This window comes from Emticicia sp., assembly GCF_043780375.1.
GTDB lineage: Bacteria > Bacteroidota > Bacteroidia > Cytophagales > Spirosomataceae > Emticicia.
The window spans coordinates 1-4,574 of sequence record NZ_JAYWCU010000041.1 but is presented as its reverse complement, the minus strand read 5'-3'; the positions used below and the strand labels follow the sequence as shown (position 1 = coordinate 4,574).

Here is a 4,574-nt window from a genome sequence, read left to right as displayed (position 1 = left end):
GTGAGGGTATTTTGATTGAAATATAAAAAGAAAATTGTTCCTACAATGCCAACCCAAAAGAAAAGTCGAGAGTTGATGCGTTGAATTTGTCTGAGATTTCGCTCTTCATAATTTTGCTGTGTTTTATCTTTAAAATTATTTCCTGCAAAAATACTTGTGGGATGAATGTTTTGCCGAAAATTGCCACTGGCAAACAAAAATAATGACAAAGCAACTCCCATCAGGCGAGGTTGGTCATTTTCGAGGTCATTGAGCAAATAATAAAACAAAATAATACCCAAAGCTGCCAAATATGACGACCAAATCAAACGGATGCGTTTGTCACTTCTAATCAGAAGTTCGGCATTTGGTTTTTGGCTATCCAAATATTGCATCAAAAGTGGAAAAATATAGAAAAAACTCACCGCCACAGTATATATATAGATGCTATTTTGGAGATTTAGCTTTGTTTCTTCACTCCAATAGATACCTAAATAAACAAATGGTGAAAGAATAATCGCAATGATGCACAGCTCGAAAGGGATGTGTTTTTTCATCGAATTTGTTATTTAATGGTAGAACAAGTTTTTCAACTTGTCAATTTCAATGAAATATCACTATTAACAAGTCTGAAACTTGTTTTACTTATTTATTTGCAAGCGAATACGAGGTTTTTCGGTTTGAACAGCAGGCTTAAACTGCATAAACCAAACCATAATTTCATCCATTACAGTCAAATTGAGCGAATAAAGGACAAATTGACCTTTTTTTACAGAAGCCACCAAATCAGCTTGACGAAGTAAGTCCAAATGATGCGAAACACTTGGTTTGCTCATATCAAAATGGTCAGCAATATCGCCAGCGGTCATGTCACCATCTTTCAAAATCTCTAATATTTCACGACGAGTAGCATCGTTCAATGCACGAAAAAGGATATTCATTGTAGGTTAGAATTAACATTTATTTAAGCAAAAATGCACAATTTATACATACGTGTCAAGTATTTTGTTAAATAATTAGATAAGCCTCTAATTATTAATTTTTTTTATGACCATGTTCTTAGAAAAACACAATTCTACCATCAAAATTCTTACTTTGGTATATAAATTATTATATTTGCAACACCCCCCGCCCCTAATGGGGGGCTTTTTGAAGAATCTAAATTTTATCTCCCCTTTAGGGGTGGGGAGTGTTGGTTTTTATGAAAGTATTAAAATTCGGAGGAACTTCGGTCGGAACAGTTGAAAGTATTAAGCAAGTCATTCAGATTTTGCAGGAAAATCTTAACGAAGGGCGAAAAATTGCCGTTGTTTATTCAGCAATGGGTGGAGTAACCAATCGTTTAATTGAAATTGGTAAGCTGGCTTCAGAATCTGATTTGACTTATTTAGAACAGCTAAAATTGCTTGAAGAACGCCATTTTAATGCTGTTAGAGGATTGATTGATATAAAAAATCAGAGTGGAAGTATTGCCAAAATAAAAGGACTTTTCAACGAATTGGAAGATTTATTGAGAGGTGTTTTTTTGATAAAAGAGCTTTCGTCACGTACCAATGATTTTATTGTGAGTTTTGGTGAAAGACTTTCGACAACGATTATAACCGAAGCATTAAAAAATAGAGGCATTGAAGCAGAATATTTGGATACGCGGAAAGTTATCAAAACCGACGACCATTTTGGCTATGCCGATGTTAATTTCGATTTGACCAATGAACTTATTCGCAAATATTTTGCTCAAACTAATAAATTGCAGTGCATCACGGGCTTTATTGCCTCAACCATTAATGGCGTAACAACTACGCTTGGTCGTGGTGGCTCTGATTATACCGCTTCAATTTTTGGTGCCGCACTCAACGCATCGGTTATCGAAATTTGGACAGATGTGGATGGAATGCTCACTTCTGACCCTCGAAAAGTGAAAAATGCCTTCACCATTCCGACTATAACTTATGCCGAAGCAATGGAATTATCGCATTTTGGTGCGAAAGTTATATATCCGCCGAGTTTAACGCCTGCTTTCAAGAAAAACATCCCTTTAAAAATACTAAATACATTTAACCACCATCATGCAGGAACGCTCATCAACAAAACTGCTGAAACCAAGGAGTACTCTATCACTGGAATTTCTTCGATTGATGACATCGCTTTGGTAAATGTGCAAGGTGGTGGCATGATGGGAGTTGCAGGCGTTTCTGCAAAACTATTTTCTATACTTGCAGCCAATAAAATCAGTGTGATTTTGATTTCTCAAGCCTCGTCCGAACATTCGATTTGCTTTGCCGTTGACCCAAAATCGGCTTATGGTGTAAAAGAAATTTTGGAAGAGGGTTTTGCCTTAGAAATTTCGCAAGGTTTGGTTGATAATATTGCCATCGAACAAAACTTGTCGGTGATTGCCGTTGTGGGCGAAGGTATGAAGTCAAGCACAGGAATTTCGGGGAAATTATTTACTGTTTTAGGCAAAAACGGTATCAATGTAGTGGCAACGGCACAAGGTTCGTCGGAGTTGAATATTTCGGTAGTTATTTATAAAAAAGACATCAGAAAAGCCCTCAATGCTATCCATGAAGTGTTTTTTCAAGTTGATGGCTTAACACTAAACTTATATTTAGTGGGTGCAACAGGCTTGATTGGCAGTACACTTTTACGCCAAATCAAAGAGCAAGAAACATATTTGAAACAACATAAAAATCTCAATATCAGGCTCGTAGGTATGATAAACACCAAGAAAATGCTATTGAATGAAGGTGGAATTAGCTTAGATAATTGGAAAGAAGAACTGCTCGAAAATGGCGAAATTGCCAGTATCGGTGAGTTCGTTTCGGATGTTCAGGACTTGAATTTACCATACAGCGTTTTTGTAGATTGCACTGCCGATAAGAATATTGTGCAGTATTATCATGCACTTTTGAACAGCAGTGTGTCAATAGTTACGCCAAATAAAGTTGCCAATTCGGGCCAATACGAGCAGTATTTTATGCTCCAAAAAGCAGCACAAAAACACGGTGCGAAGTTTTTGTACGAAACTAATGTGGGTGCAGGTTTACCAATTATTAATACTTTGCAAGGTTTGATTACGAGTGGAGATAAAATCAATAAAATTGAAGCGGTTTTGTCGGGAACTTTGGCTTACATATTCAATAATTTTAAGGCTGGGGATAGTTTTGTGGAGGTAGTGCGAGCTGCCAAAGCACAAGGCTATACTGAGCCAGACCCAAGAGATGATTTGAGTGGCATGGATGTTGCCCGAAAAATTTTGATTTTATCTCGTGAAGCAGGCTTGAAACTCGAACCAGAAGAGGTAAAAATCGTCAATTTATTGAATGATGCGTGTTTGAATGCCCTAAGTGTTGAAGCGTTTTTTGAGGAATTAGAAAAAGACAATGAGCGTTTTGAGAATCTTTTAAAAGAAGCCGAATCCAATGACGAAGTTTTAAGGTTTATTGCCACTTTAGATGATAACAAAGCAAGCATTGGTCTAAAAACTGTGGGACGAAGCCACCCGTTTTTTAACTTGGCAGGTTCAGAAAACATTGTTTCGTTTACCACCGAACGCTATAAATATAACCCATTAGTAATCAAAGGGCCGGGAGCAGGAGCCGAGGTTACAGCTTCGGGGGTTTTTGCCGATATTATGAGTATTAGTGCTAATGTTGGTCAGTAGTTATTTGGTGTAGAGTGAATATCATTTTATAGTACGTAGATTTGTCTATGCCAACATCATTAGAAATACTCACGCAGGAATATGAAGAACTATGTAAAAACTTCATAGATATAGATAAACATCATCTATATTTAATTTCGCACCATTCAACTGCGATTGAAGGAAGTACATTGACTGCTTTAGAAACTGAGATATTTCTTGACAAAGGTTTAACAGTAAAAGGCAAGCCTTTGGAGCATCATTTGATGGTAAAAGACCATTTTGCAGCATTGGGATTTATTACAAAATCGGCTACTGAAAAAAAGAAAATAGATACAAAGTTTATTCAGAGTATCAATGCCGCCGTCATGCACAGCACAGGTACTGTTTATAATACTGCATTAGGAAGTTTCGATGCTTTCAAAGGTGATTTGAGATTGTTGAATGTACGAGCAGGAATGACTGGCGAAAGCGACATGAATTATGACAAAGTGCCATTGTATCTTAAAAAACTGTGCGAAGACCTCAAAGAAAAGATAAATACCGTAAAAACGCTTGAAGAAATTAATGAATTGGCGTTTTTAGCTCATTATCAATTAGATATGATTCATCCTTTCGATGATGGCAATGGTCGGACTTCGAGACTATTGATGAATTATATACAATCTTACCATAAAAAGCCTTTGTCTATTGTTTTTTCAGAAGATAGACAAGCATATATTGAAAGTTTGATTGCCACAAGAGAACAGGAAGATATTCAGGTCTTCTTGGAATTTATGCATAACCAACATACAAAGTATCTGCAAGAAGAAATCAAGCGTTTAACTACAAAGCAAGAACCAAAACAAAAAAATATTAAGTAAAAGAGTAAAAGTTTTCGAGTATTAGAGTATAGCTAGTTATCTTTGTTGAATGAGAACGAAAATATATATACATCTAAGTGCGGAAGAGC

4 protein-coding genes are annotated in these 4,574 nt (G+C 36.3%); 2 read left to right on the top strand and 2 right to left on the bottom strand.

Features of this window, described 5'->3' with window-relative positions; genetic code table 11:
- Positions 1-536, bottom strand: a 536-nt coding sequence (locus ACH2CJ_RS02985) for a hypothetical protein (RefSeq protein ID WP_394990606.1), incomplete at its 3' end; no start/stop codon positions are given.
- A gap of 84 nt (positions 537-620) precedes the next feature.
- Positions 621-920 (bottom strand): autorepressor SdpR family transcription factor, encoded by a 300-nt coding sequence (locus tag ACH2CJ_RS02980; protein WP_394990604.1) that lies wholly within the window; start codon positions 918-920, stop codon positions 621-623.
- Positions 921-1,180: 260 nt separating this feature from the next.
- Between ACH2CJ_RS02980 and thrA the strand changes: the two genes are divergently transcribed.
- Together thrA and ACH2CJ_RS02970 are read left to right on the top strand one after the other, a co-directional pair.
- On the top strand, positions 1,181-3,643 hold the full coding sequence (gene thrA, locus ACH2CJ_RS02975) for a bifunctional aspartate kinase/homoserine dehydrogenase I (RefSeq protein ID WP_394990603.1): 2,463 nt from the start codon (positions 1,181-1,183) through the stop codon (positions 3,641-3,643).
- Between the two features lie 47 nt (positions 3,644-3,690).
- Positions 3,691-4,485 carry a Fic family protein gene (locus tag ACH2CJ_RS02970; RefSeq protein WP_394990601.1) on the top strand — a complete coding sequence of 265 codons (795 nt, stop codon included), beginning with the start codon at positions 3,691-3,693 and terminating at the stop codon, positions 4,483-4,485.
- Positions 4,486-4,574: the final 89 nt, after the last annotated feature.

Excerpts from the sequence above, each read along its gene's own strand:
- thrA (WP_394990603.1), top strand. The coding sequence starts at position 1,181 with ATGAAAGTATTAAAATTCGGAGGAACTTCGGTCGGAACAGTTGAAAGT.
- ACH2CJ_RS02970 (WP_394990601.1), top strand. The coding sequence starts at position 3,691 with ATGCCAACATCATTAGAAATACTCACGCAGGAATATGAAGAACTATGT.
- ACH2CJ_RS02980 (WP_394990604.1), bottom strand. The coding sequence starts at position 920 with ATGAATATCCTTTTTCGTGCATTGAACGATGCTACTCGTCGTGAAATA.